Origin of the sequence: Mycobacterium marseillense (assembly GCF_010731675.1) — a bacterium.
Taxonomy (GTDB): Bacteria; Actinomycetota; Actinomycetes; order Mycobacteriales; family Mycobacteriaceae; genus Mycobacterium; species Mycobacterium marseillense.
The window spans coordinates 5,446,103-5,470,240 of the sequence record NZ_AP022584.1; the positions used below are offsets into that span (position 1 = coordinate 5,446,103).

At 67.9% G+C, this 24,138-nt stretch carries 19 protein-coding genes and 2 tRNA genes; 17 read left to right on the forward strand and 4 right to left on the reverse strand.

Going from position 1 to position 24,138, the window contains the following annotated elements:
• Positions 1-166: 166 nt before the first annotated feature.
• Positions 167-2,743 (reverse strand): aminopeptidase N, encoded by a 2,577-nt coding sequence (pepN, locus tag G6N26_RS25415; protein WP_083015487.1) that lies wholly within the window; start codon positions 2,741-2,743, stop codon positions 167-169.
• A 91-nt stretch (positions 2,744-2,834) separates the two neighbouring features.
• Here pepN and G6N26_RS25420 point away from each other — a divergent pair, with 91 nt between their 5' ends.
• The 3 genes from G6N26_RS25420 to G6N26_RS25430 are packed head-to-tail and all read left to right on the forward strand — an operon-like array spanning position 2,835 to position 4,811.
• On the forward strand, positions 2,835-3,458 hold the full coding sequence (locus G6N26_RS25420; RefSeq protein ID WP_083015490.1) for a mycothiol-dependent nitroreductase Rv2466c family protein: 624 nt from the start codon (positions 2,835-2,837) through the stop codon (positions 3,456-3,458).
• Between the two features lie 49 nt (positions 3,459-3,507).
• Entirely contained in the window at positions 3,508-3,987 is a 480-nt protein-coding gene (locus G6N26_RS25425; protein WP_083015493.1) for a ribose-5-phosphate isomerase, read from the forward strand.
• A 17-nt stretch (positions 3,988-4,004) separates the two neighbouring features.
• Complete coding sequence (locus G6N26_RS25430) at positions 4,005-4,811, forward strand: Fpg/Nei family DNA glycosylase (RefSeq protein ID WP_083015497.1); 807 nt, start codon at positions 4,005-4,007, stop codon at positions 4,809-4,811.
• 421 nt (positions 4,812-5,232) lie between these two features.
• On the opposite strand, the gene G6N26_RS25440 is transcribed toward G6N26_RS25430, so the two are convergent.
• The gene (locus G6N26_RS25440; protein WP_067171172.1) at positions 5,233-6,423 is read right to left on the reverse strand and encodes a serine hydrolase domain-containing protein; all 1,191 of its coding nucleotides are present in this window, start codon (positions 6,421-6,423) and stop codon (positions 5,233-5,235) included.
• Between the two features lie 32 nt (positions 6,424-6,455).
• Positions 6,456-6,526 (reverse strand) — tRNA-Gly (locus G6N26_RS25445).
• A gap of 149 nt (positions 6,527-6,675) precedes the next feature.
• Between G6N26_RS25445 and G6N26_RS25450 the strand changes: the two genes are divergently transcribed.
• The 4 genes from G6N26_RS25450 to clpP2 all read left to right on the forward strand — a co-directional run bounded on the left by G6N26_RS25450 (position 6,676) and on the right by clpP2 (position 9,550).
• Positions 6,676-6,752, forward strand: a tRNA-Pro gene (locus G6N26_RS25450).
• A gap of 65 nt (positions 6,753-6,817) precedes the next feature.
• A complete protein-coding gene (tig, locus tag G6N26_RS25455; RefSeq protein WP_083015501.1) occupies positions 6,818-8,200 on the forward strand; it encodes a trigger factor in 1,383 nt (460 codons plus the stop codon).
• A 127-nt stretch (positions 8,201-8,327) separates the two neighbouring features.
• Positions 8,328-8,918 (forward strand): ATP-dependent CLP protease proteolytic subunit ClpP1, encoded by a 591-nt coding sequence (clpP1, locus tag G6N26_RS25460; RefSeq protein ID WP_067171178.1) that lies wholly within the window; start codon positions 8,328-8,330, stop codon positions 8,916-8,918.
• Positions 8,915-9,550: an ATP-dependent CLP protease proteolytic subunit ClpP2 gene (gene clpP2 / locus G6N26_RS25465; RefSeq protein WP_067171181.1), complete on the forward strand. Its 636-nt coding sequence runs from the start codon at positions 8,915-8,917 to the stop codon at positions 9,548-9,550. Before clpP1 ends, clpP2 begins: the two co-directional genes overlap by 4 nt.
• Before the next feature lie 60 nt (positions 9,551-9,610).
• Here the strand turns inward: clpP2 and mmuM are convergent, their stop codons facing one another.
• Positions 9,611-10,519: a homocysteine S-methyltransferase gene (mmuM, locus tag G6N26_RS25470; RefSeq protein ID WP_232067507.1), complete on the reverse strand. Its 909-nt coding sequence runs from the start codon at positions 10,517-10,519 to the stop codon at positions 9,611-9,613.
• A 340-nt stretch (positions 10,520-10,859) separates the two neighbouring features.
• Here mmuM and clpX point away from each other — a divergent pair, with 340 nt between their 5' ends.
• From clpX to ndk, 10 genes are all read left to right on the forward strand, one after another.
• Positions 10,860-12,140, forward strand: a complete 1,281-nt coding sequence (clpX, locus tag G6N26_RS25475) for an ATP-dependent Clp protease ATP-binding subunit ClpX (RefSeq protein WP_008255183.1) — start codon at positions 10,860-10,862, stop codon at positions 12,138-12,140.
• Between the two features lie 486 nt (positions 12,141-12,626).
• Positions 12,627-14,582 carry a 2-oxoacid:acceptor oxidoreductase subunit alpha gene (locus G6N26_RS25480; protein ID WP_139799092.1) on the forward strand — a complete coding sequence of 652 codons (1,956 nt, stop codon included), beginning with the start codon at positions 12,627-12,629 and terminating at the stop codon, positions 14,580-14,582.
• Positions 14,583-14,631: 49 nt separating this feature from the next.
• Positions 14,632-15,732, forward strand: a complete 1,101-nt coding sequence (locus G6N26_RS25485) for a 2-oxoacid:ferredoxin oxidoreductase subunit beta (protein WP_067171184.1) — start codon at positions 14,632-14,634, stop codon at positions 15,730-15,732.
• A 1-nt stretch (position 15,733) separates the two neighbouring features.
• Positions 15,734-16,342 (forward strand): molybdenum cofactor guanylyltransferase, encoded by a 609-nt coding sequence (mobA, locus tag G6N26_RS25490; protein WP_082991440.1) that lies wholly within the window; start codon positions 15,734-15,736, stop codon positions 16,340-16,342.
• An 843-nt stretch (positions 16,343-17,185) separates the two neighbouring features.
• Positions 17,186-17,755, forward strand: a complete 570-nt coding sequence (locus tag G6N26_RS25495) for a transglycosylase family protein (protein WP_082991441.1) — start codon at positions 17,186-17,188, stop codon at positions 17,753-17,755.
• A gap of 112 nt (positions 17,756-17,867) precedes the next feature.
• Positions 17,868-19,127 (forward strand): saccharopine dehydrogenase family protein, encoded by a 1,260-nt coding sequence (locus tag G6N26_RS25500; RefSeq protein WP_083015505.1) that lies wholly within the window; start codon positions 17,868-17,870, stop codon positions 19,125-19,127.
• Positions 19,128-19,185: 58 nt separating this feature from the next.
• On the forward strand, positions 19,186-21,834 hold the full coding sequence (locus G6N26_RS25505; protein ID WP_083015508.1) for a valine--tRNA ligase: 2,649 nt from the start codon (positions 19,186-19,188) through the stop codon (positions 21,832-21,834).
• The gene (gene folC, locus G6N26_RS25510) at positions 21,831-23,288 is read left to right on the forward strand and encodes a bifunctional tetrahydrofolate synthase/dihydrofolate synthase (RefSeq protein ID WP_083015512.1); all 1,458 of its coding nucleotides are present in this window, start codon (positions 21,831-21,833) and stop codon (positions 23,286-23,288) included. Before G6N26_RS25505 ends, folC begins: the two co-directional genes overlap by 4 nt.
• 44 nt (positions 23,289-23,332) lie before the next feature.
• The gene (locus G6N26_RS25515; RefSeq protein WP_263643876.1) at positions 23,333-23,635 is read left to right on the forward strand and encodes a DUF4233 domain-containing protein; all 303 of its coding nucleotides are present in this window, start codon (positions 23,333-23,335) and stop codon (positions 23,633-23,635) included.
• 53 nt (positions 23,636-23,688) lie between these two features.
• On the forward strand, positions 23,689-24,099 hold the full coding sequence (gene ndk / locus G6N26_RS25520) for a nucleoside-diphosphate kinase (protein ID WP_067171268.1): 411 nt from the start codon (positions 23,689-23,691) through the stop codon (positions 24,097-24,099).
• The last annotated feature ends 39 nt before the right edge of the window (positions 24,100-24,138 follow it).

The following is a 24,138-nucleotide window of genomic DNA, read 5'->3' on the forward strand; positions in this document are numbered from 1 at the left end:
CGCAAGCGCGGCGTAGCCGGGTGCAGTGGGTCGCCACCATCGACTTCGTGGCGATCGCAAGCGCGGCGTAGCCGGGTGCAGTGGGTCGCCACGTCACCCCCCGCCTCGAGCGTCCGCAGTTGTACGTCAGCTGTGGCGTGTCGGAGCACAAACACGCACGCTCGCCCTACTCGGCGGCGTCGAAACGGCGCGCCCGCAACGAACGCTTCACCCCGGCCTGGCCCTCGAGCACCAGCCGACGCAACGCGGCGGGCACCTCGGGGTCGGACAGGAACCGATCGGCAGCCGCGATGCCGTCGTCGCTGATGTCCCAGTGCGGGTACAGGCCGATCACCACCGTCTGCGCCACTTCGCTGGAGCGGCGCGCCCACACACCCGAGATCGCCTCGAAGTACCGCGTGGTGAACGGCTTGAGCAGCTCATGCTGCGCCGGCGGGGCGATGCCCGCGATGATCGCGCGGGCGGTGATGTTGGCCAGGGTGTCGTCCTCGACCACCGTCGTCCACGCCGCCTCCTTGACCTGCAGCTGGGGCCGGGCCGTCGCGGCCTGGGCGCCGTGCCGCTTGCCGGCCGCGGTCGGGTCGCGCTGAACTTCGGCGTCGATGAACGGGGTGGCAGGCCCGTCGGCGTCGATGTCGCCGGCGGTGGCCAGCGCGGTGACGATCCGCCACCGCAGGTCCGTGTCGATCTCGAGGCCCGGCAATCCCAGGTCGGCGGGGGAGCGGTCGAGCAGGTCGGCCAACGTCGCGACGTGGCCGGCCGACAGCACCGACGAGCACAGCGTGTTGACGAAGGCGAGCTGGTGGTCCGATCCGGCCTGCGCGGCGCGCGCCAATTCCAGCAACCGGTCGGCGAACTGCGGCCAACCCTGCTCGCGCGCCCAGCCGGGCTCGGCGTAGGAGGCCAGCGCCGTCTGCGCCTGCAGCAGCAGCCGCTGGGCCACCCCGACCTCGGTTTCGGCGTGCACGCCGCCCGCCACCAGGGCCACGAAATCGCGGGCCCGCAGTTCGGCCTCACGCGTCATCTCCCACGCCGCCGACCAGACCAGTGAGCGCGGCAACGGCTCGGCGATATCGGCGATGCGCCGCAGGGCGGTCCGCAGCGACTCGGCGTCCAGGCGCAACGAGCAATACGTCAGGTCGTCGTCATTGACCAGAACCAGCTGGCCCCGCGAAACCCCAACCAGCGCAGGCACTTCCGTTACCGGCCCCTCGACGTCGAGTTCTTCGCGTCGCACCCGGACCAACTTCCCCGACCCGTCATCGTCGTAAATGCCGATGGCCAGCCGGTGCACCCGGGTCTCGCCGGCGCCCGGGGCGGCCCCACTCTGGGTCACCGCGAACCGGGTGAACGTGCCGTTCGAGTCGACGTCGAAATCGGGCCGCAGCGTGTTGAGTCCGGTCGTCTTCAGCCACTGCTGACCCCAGTCGGACAGGTCGCGCCCCGACGCCTTCTCCAACGCGGCGACCAGATCGTCGAACGTGGCATTGCCGAACGCATGGGTGCGGAAATAGTCGCGTAGCCCGGCCAGGAAGTGCTCGAGCCCGACGTAGGCGACGAGCTGCTTAAGCACCGAGGCGCCCTTGGCGTAGGTGATGCCGTCGAAGTTGACCTCGACGGCGGCCAGGTCCGGGATGTCGGCGGCGATCGGATGGGTCGAGGGCAATTGGTCCTGGCGGTAGGCCCACGACTTTTCGACCGTCGCGAACGTCGTCCAGGCCTCGGTGAATTCGGTTGCCTCGCTTTGGCACAACACCGACGCGAACGTTGCGAAAGACTCGTTGAGCCACAGGTCGTCCCACCAGGCCATGGTGACCAGATCCCCGAACCACATGTGGGCCATCTCGTGCAGCACGGTCTCGGCGCGACGTTCGTAGGACGCCCGGGTGACCTTGCTGCGGAAGACGTAGTCCTCCAGGAAGGTCACCGCGCCGGCGTTTTCCATCGCCCCGGCGTTGAACTCGGGGACGAACAGCTGATCGTACTTCCCGAAGGCGTAGGGCAAGCCAAAGTTCTTGTGGTAGAAGCCAAATCCCTGCTTGGTCTGGGTGAAAAGCCGCTCGGCGTCCATGTACGGCGCCAGCGACGCCCGGCAATAGATGCCCAGCGGGATTTCGCCGTGTTCGTCGGTGTAGGCGTCCTTCCACTCGGCATACGGGCCCGCGATGAGGGCGACCAGATAGGTGCTCATCCGCGGGGTGGTGGCAAAGGTGTGCAGGCCGTCGTTCACCGACACGGTCGCGCCGTTGGAGATCACCTTCCAGTGCCGGGGTGCGGTCACCCGCACGTCGAAGGTCGCCTTGAGGTCGGGCTGGTCGAAGCAGGCGAACATGCGCTTGGCGTCGGCGGTCTCGAATTGCGAGTACAGGTAGGTCTCGTTGTCGACGGGGTCGACGAACCGGTGCAGGCCCTCGCCGGTGTTGGAGTAGCGGCAGTCCGCGTCGACCACGACGACGTTGCGGTCGGCCAGCCCGCGCAGGGGGATGCCCGTCGACTCGTCGTATCCGGAGACGTCCAGTTCGCGGCCGTTGAGCGTGGCGCTGCGGATGGTGTCGGCGGCGATGTCGATGACGGAGTCGGCGCCGGCGAGGGCGTCGAACACCACCGTGGTGACCGAGCGGAAGGTCCGTTCGCCGGGGCCGCCGTGGGAGTCGGTGAGATCGAGGTCGATCTGGTAGCTGGCGACGGTGATCAGGGAGGCCCGCTCGACGGCCTGGTCGCGGGTCAGGTTGGGGAGTGCCACGTGTCCAACTTACGGGTCGGGCCAACCGGGAACAGGAGCGAGAGGCCTACGGTTGTGCAGATCAGACTTTCAGCCGAAGAGAGGACCGGACATGCCTGACAACGCGCCCGCGAAGAACAAAGCCGATTTCTGGTTCGACCCGCTGTGCCCGTGGGCGTGGATCACCTCGCGCTGGATCCTCGAGGTGGAAAAGGTTCGCGACATCGAGGTGAACTTTCACGTGATGAGCCTGGCGGTGCTCAACGAAAACCGGGAAGACCTGCCGGAGAACTATCGCGAGAACATGAAGCGGGCCTGGGGTCCGGTGCGGGTGGCGATCGCGGCCGAGCAGGCCCACGGCGCCGAGGTACTGGGTCCGCTGTACACCGCGATGGGAACCCGGATCCACAACGAGGGCAACAAAGAACTCGAGGACGTGATCAAGCTCGCGCTGGAGGACGCCGGGCTGCCGGCGGGCCTGGCCGCGGCCGCCGAGAGCGACGCCTACGACGAAGCCGTGCGCAAGAGTCACCACGCCGGGATGGACGCGGTCGGCGACGACGTCGGCACGCCCACCATCCACGTCAACAATGTGGCGTTCTTCGGCCCGGTGCTCTCCAAGATTCCGCGCGGTGAGGAAGCGGGCAAGCTGTGGGACGCCTCGGTGGCCTTCGCTTCCTACCCGCACTTCTTCGAGCTCAAGCGCAGCCGCACCGAGAAGCCCGACTTCTCGTAGAGCGGTTGGGCGGCCGGGCGCGTCGTGCGGCTGTGTAAGGATTGCGGGCATGCGCGTCTACCTCGGCTCTGACCACGCCGGATTCGAGCTCAAGCAGCAGATCATCGAGCACCTCGCCAAGTCGGGCCACCAGCCGATCGACTGCGGCGCCTTCACCTACGACGCCGACGACGACTACCCGGCCTTCTGCATCGCGACCGCGACACGAACGGTCGCGGACCCGGACAGCTTGGGCATCGTGCTGGGCGGGTCGGGCAACGGCGAGCAGATCGCGGCCAACAAGGTTCCCGGGGCCCGGTGCGCGCTGGCCTGGAGCGTCGAAACCGCCACGCTGGCCCGCGAACACAACAACGCCCAGCTGATCGGCATCGGCGGTCGCATGCACACCGTGGCCGACGCGCTCGCCATCGTCGACGCCTTCCTGACCACGCCCTGGTCGAAAGCCGAACGCCACCAACGGCGTATCGACATCCTCGACGAATACGAACGCACTCACCAAGCCCCGCCGGTACCCGGCGCGGCGGGCTGACGCCGAAAGGTCCGCGCGTGCCCGAAGGGCATACCCTGCACCGGCTGGCCCGGCTGCACCAACGCCGTTACGCCGGCGCGCCCGTGTCGGTGTCCAGCCCGCAGGGCCGCTTCGCCGATGCGGCCGCGGCGGTCGACGGCCGGGTGTTGCAACGCACCAGCGCCTGGGGCAAGCATCTTTTCCACCACTACGCCGGCGGCCCGATTGTGCATGTGCATCTCGGGTTGTACGGCGCCTTCACCGAGTGGGAACGCCCGGACGACGGGTCGTTTCCCGAGGCGGTCGGCCAGGTGCGGATGCGCATGATCGGCGCCGACTACGGCACGGACCTGCGCGGCCCGACGGTGTGCGAAGTGATCGACGAAGGACAGGTCAGCGACGTACTGGCCCGGCTGGGTCCCGACCCGCTGCGCGGCGACGCCGATCCAGCGTGGGCCTGGAAGCGAATCGCCAAGTCGCGCAGGCCTATTGGCGCGCTGCTGATGGATCAGACCGTCATGGCCGGCGTCGGCAACGTCTACCGCAGCGAGTTGCTGTACCGCCACGGCATCGACCCGTTCCGCGCGGGCCGCGACGTCGGCGAGGACGAGTTCGTGGCCGCCTGGAGCGATCTGGTGGCACTGATGAAGGTGGGGTTGCGGCGCGGCAAGATCGTCGTGGTGCGGCCCGAACACGATCACGGCGCGCCGTCCTATCGCCCCGACCGCCCCCGCACCTACGTCTACCGGCGGTCCGGCGAACCGTGCCGGGTGTGCCAAGAGCCGATCCGCACGACCGTGCTGGAGGGCCGCAACGTGTTCTGGTGCCCGAAGTGCCAGAAGTGACGGCGAAAGCGTCGACTTTCCTGGTTTGAATTCAATCGGCGCGGGCATTGCAGTGTCCATGAACACTCTCGCTCGATCAGCTGCAACGATTTCCGCCATAGCAGGTCTCGGGCTGGCGGGGCTGGGCGTCGCGAGCGACGCGTACGCGCAGCCCGGACCGTTCCCGCAATGGTGCCCTGGGGATTTCTGGGACCCCGGCTGGGGCGACAACTGGGACAACGGGCATTGCCACGACAACTGGCGCGGGCCCGGACCTAACCCGTATATCGGCCCGGGGGGACCCGGTGGCCCGGGTGGGCCTGCCGGACCGGGCGGTCCCGGGGGGCTCGGCGGACCCGGCGGTCCCGGTGGACCCGGCGGTCCCGGTGGACCTGGCGGGGGCGGACACGGCGGCGGAGGCGGCGGCCACTGACGCCTGTCGCTAGATGACACCCAGCACGGAGTAGACCTCGTTCGACAGGACCAGGCTGCGCGGATCCGCGTTGGCCTTGGTGGGGTCGAAGTGGTTCGCCACGTAGGCATAGCCGATGCGGTGCTCGAGATCGACGAAGCCGAACGAGCCGCCCAGCCCGCCGTGGCCGAAGATCCGCGGGTTGGGTCCGTTGACGCAGCGCTGGTTGAGCATGTACCCCAGACCCCAGCCGTGGTCGGCGACCCGCGGGCCCAGCACCAAGTCGATGTCCAGCCCGCCCTGACAGACCCGCACCAGGTCCATGTGCTCGCGGCTGAGCACCTTCTCCTGGGCGAGCGCGTTGTAGAACGTCGCCAACCCCAGCGCCGACACCTGCCCGTTGGTGCCGGGGAACTCGAGTTCGCGCCACAGGCTCAGATCGTGGGAGCCGAGTTCGTCGTCGGGGGCGAATCCCATCGAGATCGACAGGCCCGCCTTGGGGTGCTCGGCCAGGCTGGTCGGATAGCCGGGGGCCTTCGCGTCGGCCAGCAGGTCCCGGGCGTGCGGCTTGTTGATCCGCTCGGCGCAGCGGTGCTGTTCGGCGAGCGGCAACCCGATGTGGACGTCGGCGCCGAACGGCTCGGCGATCTCGGTCCGCAGATAGTGGCCGATCGTGCGGCCGGTGACCCGGCGGAAGACTTCGCCCATGATGAAACCGAAGGTGGTCATGTGGTAGCCCTGGGCGGTGCCCGGCTCCCACCAGGGTTCGGCGGCGGCCAGCTGCTCGCAGACGTAGCCCCAGTCAGCCACCTGTTCCCAACGCATCCGGGTGCGCGGCCCGATCACGCCGGAGCGATGGCTCATCACCATCGCCAGCGTGATGTCTTGTTTGCCCGCCTGGGCGAACTCGGGCCAGTAGTGGGCCACCGGCGCCTGCAGGTCCAGCTCGCCGCGGTCGGCCAGTTGGTGCACGCAGGTGGCCGACAGGCCCTTCGTGCCGGACAACACCGTGGTCAGAGTGTTCTGTTGCCAGGGTCGGGTATGGGCGGCGTCGGCCCAGCCACCCCACAGGTTGACGACGAGAGACCCGTCCACCCATACCGCGACGGCCGCGCCGACCTCGTCGCCCTGAGTGAAATTGCGCTCGAACGCGTCGCGGACCCCGACGAAATCCGACGCGCATGAGCCATGGATCGACGCGTCCGTCGTCAGGTCGCTCATGGCGCCTCTCTATCGAGCAGATAGTTAGCCCGAGCGGGCGACGGGAATCGAACCCGCGTAGCTAGTTTGGAAGACTAGGGCTCTACCATTGAGCTACGCCCGCATGTAATTAGTCGAGCGTGACTGTAGCTGGCGACGAAGATCAAATCTAATCGACGCGGCTTTGTGATCACTCCGTGAGGTCCGCGAGGTCGCTGCCCAAGCCTGTGACGGACCCGGCGGTGCGGGGCCTTAGGATCATCGAGGTCAGCGCGGGGTGTAGCGCAGCTTGGTAGCGCATCCGCTTTGGGAGCGGAAGGCCGCAGGTTCAAATCCTGTCACCCCGACCAGCACGACCGGCCCGCGCGCAACGCGGCCCACCGACCACCAGGAACGAGCACCGAGGAGCACACCCGTGAAGAGCACCGTCGAGCAGTTGAGCCCCACCCGGGTGCGCATCAATGTGGAGGTCCCCTTCTCCGAACTCGAGCCGGACTTCCAGCGGGCCTACAAGGAGTTGGCCAGGCAGGTGCGCCTGCCCGGCTTCCGGCCGGGCAAGGCGCCGGCGAAGTTGCTGGAGGCCCGCTTCGGCCGCGAGGCGATGCTCGATCAGGTCGTCAACGAGGCGCTGCCCGCGCGGTACGGACAGGCGGTCGCCGAGTCCGAGGTGCACCCGCTGGGCCAGCCCGAGATCGAGGTCACCAAGAAGGAGTACGGCGAGGAGCTGGCGTTCACCGCCGAGGTCGACATCCGTCCCAAGCTCACCCTGCCGGACCCGGGTTCGGTGACCATCTCGGTGGACCCGATCGAGGTCAGCGACGACGACGTCGACGCCGAGCTGCAGTCGCTGCGCGCCCGATTCGGCACCCTGACCGGGGTGGAGCGCCCGGTGGCCGACGGCGACTTCGTCTCCATCGACTTGTCGGCGACCATCGACGGCGAAGAGGTGCCGGGCGCCGCCGCGCAGGGGCTGTCGCACGAGGTCGGCTCCGGCCGGCTCATCGCGGGCCTCGACGAGGCGCTGGTCGGTCTGTCCGTTGACGAGTCCAAAGAGTTCACCGCGCAGTTGGCCACCGGCGAGCACGCGGGCAAAGACGCGCAGGTGACCGTCACGGTCAAGTCGGTCAAGCAGCGCGAGCTGCCCGAGCCCGACGACGAGTTCGCCCAGCTGGCAAGCGAGTTCGACACCATCGAGGATCTGCGGTCGAACCTGCGCGAGCAGGTCGGCCAGACCAAGCGCGCGCAGCAGGCCGAAAACATCCGTGACGCCGCGATCGACACGCTGCTCGAGCAGGTCGACATCCCGCTGCCCGAAGCCATCGTGAAGGCCCAGGTCGACAGCGCGCTGCACAACGCCCTGCACAGCCTCAACCACGACGAATCCAAGCTCGACGAGGTGCTCGCCCAGCAAGGCAAATCGCGCGAGGAGTTCGAGACCGAGACGCGCACCGCCGCCGAGACGGACGTCAAACGGCAGCTGCTGCTCGACGCGCTCGCCGACGAGCTGGAGGTCCAGGTCGGCCAGAACGACCTGACTGAGCGGCTGGTGGCCACGTCGCGCCAGTACGGCATCGAGCCCCAGCAGCTGCTGGCTTACCTTCAGGAGAACAACCAGCTGCCCGCGATGTTCGCCGACGTGCGCCGCGCGCTGGCCATCGCCGAGGTGATCCGCGCGGCGACGGTCACCGACACCGCCGGAAACGCCGTCGACACCGACGAGTTCTTCGGCAAGCGCGGGGAGGCGGACGAGGACGCCGGTGACGTCGACGAATCCACGGAGACCGACGCCGAGGAGTGACCGTGCGATGACGCTGTGAGCGAACGCGCCCGTTTCAGGGGTGCGTGGCCGCGAAACGGCGGGCCCGGTTGGTTAGTGTCGGTGAAGACAGATCTGACAGAAAGCAGGTACCCCGGTCGTGACTGACATGCGTTCAAACTCGCAGGGTCTCAACCTCACGGACTCCGTCTATGAGCGCTTGCTGTCCGAGCGCATCATCTTCCTGGGTTCGGAGGTGAGCGACGAAATCGCCAATCGGCTGTGCGCGCAGATTCTGCTGCTCGCGGCCGAGGACTCCACCAAAGACATTTCGCTCTACATCAACTCGCCCGGCGGATCGATCAGTGCCGGCATGGCGATCTACGACACCATGGTGCTGGCGCCGTGCGACATCGCCACCTACGCGATGGGCATGGCCGCCTCGATGGGTGAGTTCCTGTTGGCGGCGGGCACCAAGGGCAAGCGTTACGCGTTGCCGCACGCCCGCATCCTGATGCACCAGCCGCTGGGCGGGGTGACCGGAAGCGCGGCCGACATCGCCATCCAGGCCGAGCAGTTCCACGTCATCAAAAAGGAGATGTTCCGGCTCAACGCAGAATTCACCGGGCAGTCGATCGAGCGCATCGAGGCCGACTCCGACCGCGACCGCTGGTTCACCGCGCAGGAAGCCCTCGAATACGGCTTCGTCGACCACATCATCACCCGCGCCGCCCACATCACCAATGGAGAAGCCCGATGAACCCCGAAACCCAACCCCAGGCGCGCTACATCCTGCCGTCGTTCATCGAGCACTCCAGCTTTGGGATCAAAGAGTCCAATCCGTACAACAAGCTGTTCGAGGAACGCATCATCTTCCTCGGCGTGCAGGTGGACGACGCGTCGGCGAACGACATCATGGCGCAGCTGCTGGTGCTCGAGTCGCTGGACCCCGATCGCGACATCACCATGTACATCAACTCGCCCGGTGGCGGATTCACCTCGCTGATGGCGATTTACGACACCATGCAGTACGTCCGCGCCGACATCCAGACGGTCTGCCTCGGTCAGGCCGCGTCGGCCGCGGCGGTGCTGCTGGCCGCCGGGACGCCGGGCAAGCGGATGGCACTGCCCAACGCCCGGGTGCTCATCCACCAGCCGTCGCTGCAGGGTGTCATCCAGGGGCAGTTCTCCGATCTGGAGATCCAGGCCGCCGAGATCGAGCGGATGCGCACCCTGATGGAGACCACGCTGGCCCGCCACACCGGCAAGGACGCCGCGACGGTTCGCAAGGACACCGACCGGGACAAGATCCTGACCGCCGAAGAGGCCAAGGACTACGGGATCATCGACACCGTGCTGGAGTACCGGAAGCTTTCCGCCCAGTCCGCATAGGCGATGCCGTCCGCGAGCGTAACCACACTGCGAAAACCTGGGCCGGAAATCGCAGCCCAGTTACGCTCGCGGGTTTGAAGCCGCCAGCTCTGCAATCTCGGCCGGGCCGACGCGGCAGCAGCCGCCGACGATGCGGGCCCCGGCCGCGATCCAGCGTGAGGCGAGGTCCGCGCTGAAACGAGAACGACCGATCCACTTGTGCCGCAAGGCATCCCAGCGTTCACCGCTGTTCGGGTAGACGATGACGGGCTTGCCGACGGCCGATGCCGCCGCGATCGCGGGCAACACATCGTCGGGTGCGCAGCAGTTGACTCCCACGGCCACGATCTCGTCGACACCGGCGGCCACCGCGAAGGCGTCGGTCAGCGGTTGGCCGGCACGGGTCCGGGCCCCATCGATGGTGTAGCTCAGCCACGCCGGCATCCCGACCGAGCGCACCAGGCCGACCAACGCCTCGGCCTCGTCGGCGTCGGGCACGGTCTCGCAGGCGAGGACGTCGGCCCCGGCGTCCGCCAGGGTCTCCAGCCGGGGACGATGCCAGCGCGCCAATTCCGCGACCGACAGGCCGTAGCGTCCGCGGTACTCCGAGCCGTCCGCCAGTGCCGCGCCGTACGGTCCGACCGAGGCGGCGACGAGCAGGCCCTCGAGTTCGCCGGGGCCGGCCTCGTCCCGCGCGGCCTTCGCGAGTTCTACGCTGCGGCGCAACAGCACGTCGGTTTCGCGCCGGTCCAGTCCGCGCGCCGCAAAACCCTCGAAGGACGCCTGGTAACTGGCCGTCGTCGCGATCGTGGCCCCAGCGCGAAAGTAGGCGGCGTGGACGGCGACGATCTCGCGCGGGGCGTCCGCGAGCAGCCTGGCCGACCACAACCGGTCGGACAGGTCATGACCGCGCGCTTCGAGCTCGGTGGCCAAGCCTCCATCGAGCAGCACGGTTTCGCTGGGCCAGGTGAAGGCCACGGCCAACCCCACGTCGCCACTGTAGGGTGATTTCGTGGGGGTTCGCCCAGGCTCCGGGTGATCGTTCGGGTTGGGTCGGCACCTCCGCCGGAGGCGGGATCGGGCGGCCGCCAGACTCAGTCGCATTACAACCGCGACACGCCAAAGACACGCAAAGCGCGTCTTTCGCGAGCGACGGGCACCGTCTGGCTATATCTTTCCTCCATACGGAAGCGGCATGAACTCCCGCAAATACCATCGGCGCGATTCGGCGTTTATGGTCGCGGCGGGCCCGATCAAGCGGGTAGCGTCGGTGAATACATGCGGGGACAGGGAAGACCAACGGCGAAGAGGAAGTAGGCGCTGAAGCACCATGGCACGCATCGGAGACGGCGGGGACCTGCTGAAGTGCTCGTTCTGCGGGAAGAGCCAGAAGCAGGTAAAGAAACTCATTGCTGGCCCCGGTGTCTACATCTGCGATGAGTGCATCGACCTCTGCAACGAGATCATCGAAGAGGAACTCGCCGACGCCGACGACGTGAAGCTCGATGAGCTTCCCAAGCCGATCGAGATCCGGGAATTCCTCGAGGGCTACGTCATCGGTCAGGACACCGCCAAGCGGACGCTCGCGGTCGCGGTCTACAACCACTACAAGCGGATCCAGGCCGGCGAGAAGGGCCGCGACTCGCGGCACGAGCCGGTCGAGCTGACCAAGTCCAACATCTTGATGCTCGGGCCGACCGGGTGCGGTAAGACCTACCTGGCGCAGACGCTCGCCAAGATGCTCAACGTCCCGTTCGCCATCGCCGACGCCACCGCCCTGACCGAAGCCGGCTACGTCGGTGAGGACGTCGAAAACATCCTGCTCAAGCTCATCCAGGCCGCCGACTACGACGTCAAGCGCGCGGAGACGGGCATCATCTACATCGACGAGGTCGACAAGATCGCCCGCAAGAGCGAGAACCCGTCGATCACCCGCGACGTCTCCGGGGAGGGCGTGCAGCAGGCCCTGCTGAAGATCCTGGAGGGCACCCAGGCGTCGGTGCCCCCGCAGGGCGGCCGCAAGCACCCGCACCAAGAGTTCATCCAGATCGACACCACCAACGTGCTGTTCATCGTCGCGGGGGCGTTCGCCGGCCTGGAGAAGATCATCTACGAGCGCGTCGGCAAGCGGGGCCTGGGCTTCGGCGCCGAGGTCCGCTCGAAGGCCGAGATCGACACCACCGACCACTTCGCCGAGGTCATGCCCGAGGACTTGATCAAGTTCGGCTTGATCCCCGAGTTCATCGGCCGGCTGCCGGTGGTCGCCTCGGTCACCAACCTGGACCGCGAGTCGCTGGTCAAGATCCTGTCCGAGCCGAAGAACGCGCTGGTCAAGCAGTACCTGCGGCTCTTCGAGATGGACGGCGTGGAACTCGAGTTCACCGACGACGCGTTGGAAGCGATCGCGGATCAGGCGATCCACCGCGGCACCGGCGCGCGTGGCCTGCGCGCCATCATGGAAGAGGTCCTGCTGCCGGTGATGTACGACATCCCGAGCCGCGACGACGTCGCCAAGGTCGTGGTGACCAAGGAGACCGTGCAGGACAACGTGTTGCCGACGATCGTGCCGCGCAAGCCGTCGCGCACCGAGCGTCGCGACAAGAGCGCCTAACTAGATCCTGGCGCGCCCCACCACGTCCCGGGACAGCAGTGACGTCGCCCCTCGGCGTCTTGTGCACGCCTGGACCTGCTGAACTTCCTCCTCGCCGACGCTCGTGACGGGCTCGGGTGGGCCGCTCTGGCGGGCGCCGGGTTCGTGTTGTATCTGGTGGCGATGCCGGAGACGGCGGCCAAACCCGGCGCCGAAAAGCGCGGCATCCGGAGACCGACACGGTAAGAACGACGGTTGATAACGCGCAAGACGTGACCAACGCCACAGTTTGCTGAGCTACTCATCAGTAGACAGGGCTGACGTCGTCTTTTGGCTGTGAACGCGGCCGAGATGACGCCGCAGAGACGGCCATGGCGATCGAAAATCAGTGCCATAATTGGTACCGCCAGTGACATAAAACCGTGATGGCCGGAGACTCCCTTCGCCGACGCGTAATCTGAAGCTGCGCGAACTGTCTGTCCGGTGAACAAAGTGGAGGGCAAGAACGTGGATCCGAACGGCAGCGGAGCCGGATCAGACTCACAGAACGGGGCTGCCCAGAACGGATCTGCCCGTCAGCGCCTCGAACAGGTCGTCATTCGCTTCGCCGGTGACTCCGGAGACGGCATGCAGCTCACCGGGGACCGGTTCACTTCCGAGGCAGCGCTTTTCGGGAACGACCTGGCGACCCAGCCGAACTATCCCGCCGAGATCCGCGCCCCCGCAGGCACGCTGCCCGGCGTCTCGTCCTTCCAGATTCAGATCGCCGACTACGACATCTTGACCGCCGGCGACCGGCCCGACGTGCTCGTCGCGATGAATCCGGCTGCACTCAAGGCCAATATCGGCGACCTGCCCCGCGGCGGCATGGTGATCGCGAACTCCGACGAGTTCACCAAGCGCAACCTGACCAAGGTGGGTTACGTCACCAACCCGCTCGAGACCGACGAGTTGTCCGACTACGTCGTGCATTCCGTCGCGATGACCACGCTGACGCTCGGTGCCGTCGAGACCATCGGCGCGACGAAGAAGGATGGCCAGCGCGCCAAGAACATGTTCGCGCTGGGCCTGCTGTCGTGGATGTACGGGCGGCCGATCGAAACCAGCGAAAAGTTCATTCGGGAGAAGTTCGCCCGCAAGCCCGAGGTCGCCGAGACCAACGTGCTGGCGCTGAAAGCCGGCTGGAACTACGGCGAGACGACCGAGGCGTTCGGCACCACCTACGAGGTGTCCCGGGCGACCCTGCCGACCGGCGAATACCGCCAGATCTCGGGAAACACCGCACTGGCGTACGGCATCGTCGCCGCTGGCCAGCTCGCGGACATCCCGGTCCTGCTCGGCAGCTACCCGATCACGCCGGCCTCCGACATCCTGCACGAGCTGTCCAAGCACAAGAACTTCAACGTCCTGACCTTCCAGGCCGAGGATGAAATCGGCGGCATCTGCGCGGCGATCGGCGCCTCCTACGGCGGCGCGCTGGGCGTGACCACCACGTCGGGGCCGGGCATTTCGCTCAAATCCGAGGCGCTCGGGCTGGCGGTGATGACCGAACTGCCGTTGCTCGTCGTCGACGTGCAGCGCGGCGGGCCCTCGACCGGGCTGCCCACCAAGACCGAACAGGCCGACCTGCTGCAGGCGTTGTACGGCCGCAACGGCGAGTCGCCGGTTGCGATCCTCGCGCCGCGGTCGCCGTCGGACTGCTTCGAAACCGCGCTCGAGGCGGCGCGCATCGCGGTCTCGTACCACACGCCGGTGATCGTGTTGTCCGACGGCGCGATCGCCAACGGCTCGGAGCCGTGGCGCATTCCGGATGTCAGCACGCTGCCGCGCATCACGCACGCCTTCGCCAAGCCGGACGAACCGTTCCAGCCCTACGCCCGCGACCCCGAGACGCTGGCCCGGCAGTTCGCGGTGCCCGGCACCCCGGGACTCGAGCACCGCATCGGCGGTCTGGAAGCGGCGAACGGCTCGGGCAACATCTCCTACGAGCCGGTCAACCACGACCTCATGGTCCGGTTGCGCCAGGCCAAGATCGACGGCATCTCCGTTCCCGATCTGGAGGTCGACGACCCGACCGGCGACGCCGAGCTGCTGCTGATCGGATGGGGCAGCTCGTATGGCCCGATCGGCGAGGCCTGCCGGCGGGCCCGGCGCAAGGGCATCAAGGTGGCGCACGCGCACTTGCGCTACCTCAACCCCTTCCCGGCCAACCTCGGCGAGGTGCTGCGGCGCTACCCGCAGGTGGTGGCGCCCGAAATGAACCTGGGCCAACTGGCATTCGTGCTGCGCGGCAAGTACCTGGTGGACGTGCAGTCGGTCAGCAAGGTGCAGGGTGTCGCGTTCCTGGCCGACGAGATCGGCCGCGTCATCCGCGCCGCGCTGGGCGGGACGTTGGCCGAAGTCGAGAACGACAAGACGATGGTCGCCAAGATGGCGGCGGCAACGGTTGGGGCCGGGGCATGATTCGCGCCGGCGCCAACGCAGAGCGAAGCGATGAGGAGGAGCGGCGCTCGTGACTGACCTGATCGGCAATTTGGCGGGCAAAGACCTCGGTGTGACCCCGAAGTTGACCAAGAACGACGGGGTCCCCACGTTGTCTGCCGAGGACCAGCCCCAGAAGTCCAAGGATTTCACCAGCGACCAGGAGGTGCGTTGGTGCCCGGGTTGCGGTGACTACGTCATCCTCAACACCATCCGCAACTTCCTGCCGGACCTGGGGTTGCGGCGCGAGAACATCGTGTTCATCAGCGGCATCGGCTGCTCGAGCCGCTTCCCCTATTACCTCGAGACCTACGGATTCCACTCGATCCACGGCCGCGCGCCGGCCATCGCCACCGGTTTGGCGCTGGCCCGTGAGGACCTGTCGGTATGGGTGGTCACGGGTGACGGCGACGCCCTGTCGATCGGGGGTAACCACCTGATCCACGCGCTGCGCCGTAATGTCAACATCACCATCCTGCTGTTCAACAACCGGATCTACGGGCTGACAAAGGGGCAGTACTCGCCCACCTCGGAGGTCGGCAAGGTCACGAAGTCGACCCCGATGGGGTCGCTGGACCACCCGTTCAACCCGGTGTCGTTGGCTCTGGGCGCCGAGGCGACCTTCGTCGGCCGCGCGCTGGACTCCGACCGCAACGGCCTGACCGAGGTGCTGCGCGCCGCCGCCGGGCACCGGGGCGCCGCCGTCGTCGAAATCCTGCAGGACTGCCCGATCTTCAACGACGGCTCGTTCGACGCGCTCCGCAAGGAGGGCGCCGAGGAGCGGGTCATCAACGTCCGTCACGGCGAACCAATTGTGTTCGGCGCCAACGGCGAATATTGCGTGGTGAAGTCCGGTTTCGGCCTGGAGGTGGCCAAGACCGCCGACGTGGCCGTCGACGAGATCGTGGTGCACGACGCGCACAGCGACAACTCGGCCTACGCCTTCGCCCTGTCGCGGCTGTCGGATCAGAACCTCGAGCACACGGTGCTGGGCATCTTCCGCAACATCAACCGGCCCACCTACGACGACGCGGCACGCTCGCAGATTCAGGCGGCCCAGTCGGCGAAGCCGTTCGACTCCGCGGCGCTGCAATCGCTGTTGCGCGGCCGCGACACCTGGACCGTCGACTGACGTGGCCGAGCAGGCGCCCGACCCCACAGTGTCACTGGCTGGAGTAGTGCTCGCCGGTGGCGAATCGCGGCGAATGGGCCGCGACAAGGCGACCTTGCCGGGTCCCGGCGGGGCCGCCACGCTGCTCGAGCACGTCGTCGGGGTGGTCTCCCAGCGCTGCGACCCGGTCTTCGTGATGGCCGCCCCGGGCCAACCGTTGCCCGAGGTGACGGCGAGTGTGCTGCGCGACGAGGTGCGCGGCCAGGGGCCACTGCCCGCGACCGGACGCGGCCTGCGTGCCGCGGCGGAAACCGGCGCCCGGTTCGCCTTCGTCTGCGCGGTCGACATGCCGCTGCTGTCAGCGGGTTTGATCGACGACCTGATTGGGCTGGCCACCGAGACCAACGCCGAAATCGTGCTGCCGTGGGACGGCCGCAGCCACTACCTCGCCGCGGTGTACCGCACCGATCTGGCTGAGCGGATCGACGGCCTGGTCGCCGCCGGTGCCCGTTCGATGCGCGCCCTGATCGACGCCTCCGACGCGCAACAGATCGTGCTGCCGGAATCGCGCTTCCTGGCCAACGTCAACTCCGAGAGCGACCTTCGCGCACTGGCGCAGCTTCAGGCCTGACGCCTACCGCCGCGCCAGCCCGGCGGTCCGCAGTAATCTGTTGGGGCACAGGCTATTTGAATTCCTCGTAGAGGATCCCTGGATGATGTGAATCCGTCCGGTGTGAACCCGTATCGAGGAAGTCGCGACCTGTCCGGCGAACTGCGCTTGCCCGACTGTTGGTGAAAAGTCTTGTCGCCGTGCGTGGTTTCGCTAAACACATTGCCGCAAAACGGAATACGCGACCATTTTACGTTGTGATGATGAATAGTATGGTAGGACAAGGCAATTCGGCACGGAACGATCGTTTCTTCCCATTCCGCATGGCGAACCGGGAAAGCGGATCGACTTGCGGTACCCTGCGCGCCCTCCGGCGCAGCGGCAGATCCGTTGTCACGGTGGCAAATCGGTAGCAATTCGTCCGAATAAACGTGCGCCAGCTCACAAAATGCGCGTGATTAGGCTCACCATTTGTTTGCGGACGCGCCCGGCGAGCCCGTGCCGAAAACTCGGCTGCGACCTGCATAAATAGCGTTGCTATCGCGGCGTGATCCGGTCGTTACCGAAACGAGATATCCGATTTCTGAAGATGACGAACGCTGCGGCGTTCTCTACGGTCCCTGGTAGCCCGCAACGGGTTACGGAAATGTAATCAACAAAATTGAATCCACGGACCCGCGTGTGAGCGGCGCCACGGACGGCGAGAGCCCGACCGTGGGCGGCGGGGACAACCCGCCGGGCATACCGGCCCGCCGCTGTCGTGCCTGACCCAGACGGCACGTTTCAAAGCAGGCACTCAACCAGAACCTTCAGCCCACCTTCGTGGGCTTGCTTTGGCGCGCGCGCACCGCGAAAGGAAAGATATTGAAGAACGTCCGTACGACGCTCGTTCTTGCCGCGGTCACGGGCACGCTTGTGACCATCCCGTCGGCCACCGCCCACGCAGACGAAGCGGTGGGCTTTGACCCGAACATCCCGGCTGCTGGCCCCGACGTCCCCGCTCCGGACGCGCCTCCGGCGCCGGACGCTCCGGACGCCCCGCCGGCCCCGGATGCCCCGCTGCCGCCGGCTCCGGACGCGCCTCCGCCGCCCGCCCCGGACGCTCCGCCGGCTCCGGATGCCCCGCCGGCACCCGTGGGCTTCGACCCCAACGTTCCGCCGCCTCCTGGCCCGGACGTCCCGCCGCCTGCGCCCGTCAGGGCGTACAGCGTCAACTGGGACGCCATCGCGCAGTGCGAGTCGGGCGGTAACTGGAGCATCAGCACCGGTAACGGCTTCTCCGGTGGTCTGCAGTTCACGCCGAGCACCTGGCGTTCCAACGGCGGCAGTGGCTCCCCGTCCGGCGCGAGCCGCGAGGAGCAGATCCGCGTCGCCGAGAACGTGCTGCACTCGCAGGGCATCGGTGCATGGCCGGTGTGCGGACGCCGCGGCTGATCGACGGCTTCTGGCATACATATAAGCCATACGTATAAGGAGTGCCGGGCCGCGTGCCCGGCACTCCTTGCTCCAGCCGTCGTCGCCCCCTGCGTCGGGTAGCGTCGGGCCCGTGACCGAAACGCCGCGCGAATTCGACATCGTGCTGTACGGGGCGACCGGCTTCGTCGGGAAGCTCACCGCCGAATACCTGGCCAGCTCGGCGCCGGACAAACGGATCGCCCTGGCCGGCCGGTCGCCAGATCGGCTGCGCGCCGTCCGTGACACCCTGGGCGACACCGCGCGGTCGTGGCCGGTCCTGAACGCGGATGCTTCGTCGCCCTCGACGCTGAACGAGATGGCGGCGCGCACCCAGGTCGTGATCACCACGGTCGGCCCCTACACCCGCTACGGGTTGCCGCTGGTGGCCGCCTGCGCCGCGGCGGGCACCGACTACGCCGACCTGACCGGGGAGGCGATGTTCGTCCGCGACAGCATCGACCAATTCCACAAGCAGGCCGCCGATACCGGCGCCCGCATTGTGCACGCGTGCGGATTCGATTCCGTCCCTTCGGACCTCAGCGTGTACGCGCTGTACCGCGCGGCCCGCGACGACGGCGCCGGCGACCTCGTTGACACCGACCTCGTGGTCCGCTCCTTCTCCGGTGGGGTCTCCGGCGGCACCGTCGCGTCGATGCTGGAGGTGCTGGACACCGCCTCGCGCGACCCCGAGGCCCGCCGCCAACTCGCCGACCCGTACACGCTCAGCAGCGACCGCGGCGCCGAACCCGACATCGGCCCGCAGCCCGATCTGCCCTTGCGACGGGGCCGTCGGATCGCGCCGGAACTGAGCGGGCTGTGGACCGCGGGCTTCCTGATGGCGCCCTACAACACCCGGATCGTGCGGCGCAGCAACGCATTGCTGGACTGGGCCTACGGCCGCCGGCTGCGCTACAGCGAAAGCATGAGCCTGGGCTCGTCGCCGATCGCGCCGGTGGCCTCCGCCGTCGTGGGCGGGGTGGGCGCCGCGACCTTCGGGCTGGGCAGCCGCTATTTCCGGCTGCTGCCGCGCGGGCTGGTGGAGCGCATCGTGCCCAAACCCGGCACCGGCCCGAGCCAGGCCGCCCGCGAACGCGGCTACTACCGGATTGAGACGTTCACCACCACAACCACCGGGGCGCGGTACGTGGCGCGCATGGAGCAGCGCGGCGACCCCGGCTACAAGGCGACCTCGGTGCTGTTGGGGGAGTGCGGGATGGCCCTGGCGTTCGACCGCGACAAGCTTCCCGACCTGCACGGCGTCCTGACACCCGCGGCCGCGATGGGCGACGCGCTGCTCGACCGGTTCCCCGCCGCGGGTGTGTCCTTGCAGGTTGACCGGCTCGCGGGGTGACCCGGCTCACGGTTCGGGCACTTACACGAGGGTAAACGGCGCTCCCTAGAATTGACGGGTGACCGCCAGCCGCAGCCCCGCCACCGACCTGCCCAAGTCGTGGGATCCCGCTGCGGCCGAAAGCGCGATCTACGAGAAGTGGGTCGACGCCGGATACTTCGCGGCGGACCCGACCAGCGCCAAGCCCGGCTATTCGATCGTGCTGCCGCCGCCAAACGTGACCGGCAGCCTGCACATGGGTCACGCGCTCGAACACACCATGATGGACGCCCTGACCCGCCGCAAGCGGATGCAGGGGTACGAGGTGTTGTGGCAGCCGGGCATGGACCACGCCGGCATCGCCACGCAGAGCGTGGTGGAAAAGCAGCTCGCGCTCGACGGCAAGACCAAAGAGGACTTCGGCCGGGAGTTGTTCGTCGAGAAGGTCTGGGACTGGAAGCGCGAGTCCGGCGGCGCCATCGGCGGTCAGATGCGCCGGCTCGGCGACGGGGTCGACTGGAGCCGCGACCGCTTCACCATGGACGAGGGCCTGTCGCGGGCGGTCCGCACGATCTTCAAACGGCTCTACGACGCCGGGCTGATCTATCAGGCCGAGCGGCTGGTCAACTGGTCGCCGGTGCTGCAGACCGCCATTTCGGACATCGAGGTCGACTATCTCGACGTCGAGGGCGAGCTGGTGTCGTTCCGGTACGGCTCGCTCGACGACGCGCAGCCGCACATCGTGGTCGCCACCACCCGGGTCGAGACGATGCTGGGCGACACCGCGATCGCCGTGCACCCGGACGACGCGCGTTACCGCCACCTGGTCGGCACCACGCTGCCGCATCCCTTCGTCGACCGCGAACTGGTCGTCGTCGCCGACGAACACGTCGACCCCGAATTCGGCACCGGCGCAGTCAAAGTCACGCCCGCGCACGACCCCAACGACTTCGAGATCGGGCTGCGGCACGGGTTGCCGATGATCTCGATCCTGGACACCAAGGGCCGAATCGTCGACACCGGAACGCAATTCGACGGGATGGACCGCTTCGAGGCCCGCGTCGCGGTGCGCGAGGCGCTGGCCGCCGAGGGCCGTGTCGTCGAGGAGAAGCGGCCGTACCTGCACAGCGTCGGGCACTCCGAGCGCAGCGGCGAACCGATCGAGCCGCGGCTGTCGCTGCAGTGGTTTGTCCGGGTTGAGTCGCTGGCCAAGGCGGCCGGTGATGCGGTGCGCAACGGCGACACCGTGATTCACCCGGCCAGCCTGGAGCCGCGGTGGTTCGCCTGGGTCGACGACATGCGCGACTGGACGATCTCGCGGCAGCTGTGGTGGGGTCACCGCATCCCGATCTGGTACGGCCCCAACGGCGAACAGGTGTGCGTGGGTCCCGACGAGACGCCGCCGGAGGGCTGGGAGCAGGACCCCGACGTGCTGGACACCTGGTTCTCCTCGGCGCTGTGGCCGTTTTCCACCCTAGGCTGGCCGGACAAGACCCCCGAGCTCGAAAAGTTCTATCCGACAAGCGTTCTGGTCACCGGCTACGACATCTTGTTCTTCTGGGTGGCCCGGATGATGATGTTCGGCACCTTCGTGGGTGACGACGACGCCATCACCCTGGACGGCCGCCGCGGCCCGCAGGTGCCGTTCACCGACGTCTTCCTGCACGGCCTGATCCGCGACGAGTCCGGCCGCAAGATGAGCAAGTCCAAAGGCAACGTCATCGACCCGCTGGACTGGGTGGAGCTCTTCGGCGCCGACGCCCTGCGGTTCACGCTCGCCCGCGGCGCCAGCCCCGGCGGCGACCTGGCAATCGGCGAGGACCACGTCCGGGCGTCGCGCAATTTCTGCACCAAGCTGTTCAACGCCACCCGCTACGCGTTGCTCAACGGCGCGCAACTGGCGCCCCTGCCCCCGACGACCGAACTCACCGATGCCGACCGCTGGATCCTCGGACGACTCGAAGAGGTTCGCGCGGAAGTCGATTCGGCGTTCGATAACTACGAGTTCAGCCGCGCCTGCGAAGCGCTCTACCACTTCGCCTGGGACGAATTCTGCGACTGGTACGTCGAATTGGCCAAGACGCAACTGGCCGAGGGGGTCGCCCACACCACGGCCGTGCTGGCCGCGACGCTGGACACCCTGCTGCGCCTGCTGCACCCGGTGATCCCCTTCATCACCGAGGCGCTGTGGCAGGCGCTGACCGACAACGAGACCCTGGTGCTGGCCGAGTGGCCGCAGCCGTCCGGGATAGAGCTGGATCAGGTTGCCGCGCAACGGGTTACCGACATGCAGAAGCTGGTTACCGAGGTGCGCCGGTTCCGCAGCGACCAGGGGCTGGCCGACCGGCAGAAGGTGCCCGCCCGGATGGCCGGTGTGGAGGAATCCGATCTGGGCACCCAGGTGAGCGCGGTGACGTCGCTGGCGTGGCTCACCGTCGCCGGGCCGGAGTTCCGCCCGTCGGCGTCGGTGGAAGTCAGGCTGAGCGGCGGCACCGTCGTCGTCGAACTGGACACCTCGGGCACCATCGACGTCGCCGCCGAGCGTCGCCGGCTGGAAAAAGATCTGGCCGCGGCACACAAGGAGCTGGCATCGACCACCGCCAAATTGGCCAACGAGGACTTCTTGGGCAAGGCCCCGCCAAACGTCGTCGACAAGATCCGGGACCGTCAACGCCTGGCCCAGGAGGAGACCGAGCGGATCAACGCGCGGCTAGCCGGGCTGGCATGACGGAGCCACCCGAGTGGGCTGAGGACCCCGACGTTCCCGGCGCGCTTCCCGCCCCCGACCCCACCCCCGACGAGATCGCAGCCCTGCTGCAGGTCGAGCACCTGCTCGACCAGCGCTGGCCCGAAACCAAGATCGAGCCGAGCCTGACCCGGATCAGCGCCCTGATGGATCTGCTGGGCTCACCGCAGCTGGCCTACCCGTCGATCCATGTCGCGGGCACCAACGGCAAGACCTCGGTGGCCCGGATGATCGACGCGCTGATCACCGCGCTGCACCGGCGCACCGGGCGCACCACCAGCCCGCATCTGCAATCGGCGGTCGAGCGCATCTCGATCGATGCCAAGCCGATCAGCCCGGCGCAGTACGTCGCGACCTACCGCGAGATCGAGCCGTTCGTGCAGATGGTCGACGCCCAATCACAGGCCGCCGCCGGGCCCGCCATGAGCAAGTTCGAGGTGCTGACCGCAATGGCCTTCGCCGCGTTCGCCGACGCCCCCGTCGACGTCGCCGTGGTCGAAGTGGGGATGGGCGGACGCTGGGACGCTACCAACGTGATCAACGCCCCGGTGGCGGCCATCACCCCGATCGCCATCGACCACGTCGACTACCTCGGCGACGACCTCGCCGGCATCGCCGGGGAAAAGGCCGGCATCATTACCAGGGCCCCCGACGGCGCACCCGACACCGTCGCGGTCATCGCCCGCCAGGCACCCGAGGCGATGGAAGTGTTGTTGGCCCAAACCGTGCAAGCCGACGCCGCGGTGGCCCGCGAGGATTCGGAGTTCGCCGTGTTGGGCCGCCAGGTCGCGATCGGCGGACAGATGCTGCAGCTGCAGGGTCTCGGCGGAGTGTATTCCGACGTCTACCTCCCGCTGCACGGAGAACACCAGGCGCACAACGCGGCGCTGGCGCTGGCCGCCGTCGAGGCGTTCTTCGGCGCCGGCGCGCAGCGTCAGCTCGACGTCGAGGCGGTTCGCGCGGGTTTCGCCGCCGTCGCCAGCCCCGGCCGGCTGGAGCGGATGCGCAACGCGCCCACGGTGTTCATCGACGCCGCGCACAATCCGGCCGGCGCGGCCGCGCTGGCCCAGACGCTGGCCGGCGAATTCGACTTCCGCTACCTGGTCGGGGTGCTCAGCGTACTCACGGACAAGGACGTCGACGGCATCCTCGCCGCCCTGCAACCGGTGTTCGACGCCGTCGTGGTGACCCACAACGGGTCGCCGCGGGCGCTCGACGTCGACTCGCTGGCCCTGGCGGCGCGCGAGACGTTCGGGCCTGACCGGGTGAGCACCGCCGAGACCCTGCGCGACGCCATCGACGTCGCGACCGCGCTGGTCGACGACGCCGCGCTCGACGGGGACGCCGAGGACTTCTCGGGGACCGGGATCGTCATCACCGGCTCGGTCGTCACGGCCGGCGCGGCGCGGACCCTGTTCGGGCGTGATCCGCAGTGACCGACCAGGACCGGCCCGACCCCTGGCGCAGCTTCGGCGCGGTGATGGCCCTGACGCTGTTTCTGGAAGCGATCGTGGTGCTGCTGGCGATCCCGGTGGTGGGTGCGGTCGGTGGCGGCCTGACGACGGCGTCGCTGACCTACCTGATCGGCTTGGCCGTGCTGCTGATCCTGATGGGCGGGGTGCAGCGCAAACCGTGGGCCATCTGGGCCAACCTCGGCGTTCAGGTGATCCTCCTCGCGGGCTTCGCGGTCTATCCCGGTGTGGGGTTCATCGGCGTGCTGTTCACCGGGCTGTGGGGTTTGATCGCCTACTTCCGGGCTGAGGTTCGGCGCCGTCAGCAGTGAGGACGGCGGCGCTCACCCGCCGCGTTCGCACCTGGTTATGTACGCTGTCCGCCGTGACCGAACGGACATTGGTACTGATCAAGCCGGACGGCGTCCAGCGACAGCTGGTGGGGGAGATCATCGCCCGCATTGAGCGAAAAGGCCTCACCATCGCCGCGCTGGAACTCCGGCACGTCAGCCAAGATCTCGCCGCCCAGCATTACGCGGAACATGAGGGCAAGCCCTTCTTCGAGTCGTTGCTGGAATTCATCACCTCGGGGCCCGTGGTCGCGGCCATCGTCGAGGGACCGCGGGCGATCGCGGCGTTTCGGCAGCTCGCAGGCGGTACCGACCCGGTCGAGAAGGCGATCCCGGGCACGATCCGCGGCGATCTCGGGCTGGAGACGCAGTTCAATCTCGTGCACGGCTCGGATTCGATCGAGTCGGCCAAGCGGGAAATCGCGCTCTGGTTTCCCGGCGCCTGAGCTGCGACGATCGGTCGCACGCCGCGGCGCTGACCGGAT